The sequence below is a fragment of the Brevundimonas sp. genome (assembly GCF_046293315.1).
In the GTDB taxonomy this organism is placed as follows: domain Bacteria; phylum Pseudomonadota; class Alphaproteobacteria; order Caulobacterales; family Caulobacteraceae; genus Brevundimonas.
This window is the reverse complement of sequence record NZ_JBKBPF010000134.1, coordinates 1-503: the sequence shown is the minus strand read 5'-3', so window position 1 is coordinate 503 and position 503 is coordinate 1. Positions and strand designations below refer to the sequence as shown.

The following is a 503-nucleotide window of genomic DNA, read 5'->3' as shown; positions in this document are numbered from 1 at the left end:
ACCTTCGTCGCCCCCCGGCCGCGTGCCGGAGCCTGCGCCGGTTGAGCTTGTATCATCGCTGTCATCACTGCCGCCACCACCGCCGCCGCCGCCGCCGCCACCGCCGCCGCCGCCGCTGCTGCTGCTGTCGCCATCGTTGTCGTCCCGGCCGCCGCCATCGCTGCCGCTGGCGGCGCTTTCGTGCCGCGCGCTGCCGCTGGTGGCGCTCTCTACTGTGGACAGCGCGGGGCCGCGACGCGCCGGTGCCGACGCCGCGCGCAGCGGCTTGTGCGAGGGTCGCGCTGCCGCCTTGGTTCGCGCGCTGGTGGGCGCGTGCGGGCCCGCGCCTGCGCTCACGTGCTGGTGCTGCTGCTGCTTCTGTGAAGTAGCCACAATCGGCGAGCGGGCAGGCTCAACAGCTGCAGCAGCGGTGCCAGCAGGATTGGCGGCGGCGAATAGCAAGGAAAACTCCTCCAACGCCCGCGCAGCGGAATAGTCTGCGATGGCGCGCGGGAAGTCGCTCG

1 protein-coding gene is annotated in these 503 nt (G+C 73.0%); it reads right to left on the bottom strand.

Annotated features, from left to right (window positions below):
* A partial coding sequence (locus tag ACK4SE_RS14405; protein ID WP_409694104.1) for a hypothetical protein occupies nucleotides 1-441 on the bottom strand: 441 nt, incomplete at its 3' end.
* Nucleotides 442-503: the final 62 nt, after the last annotated feature.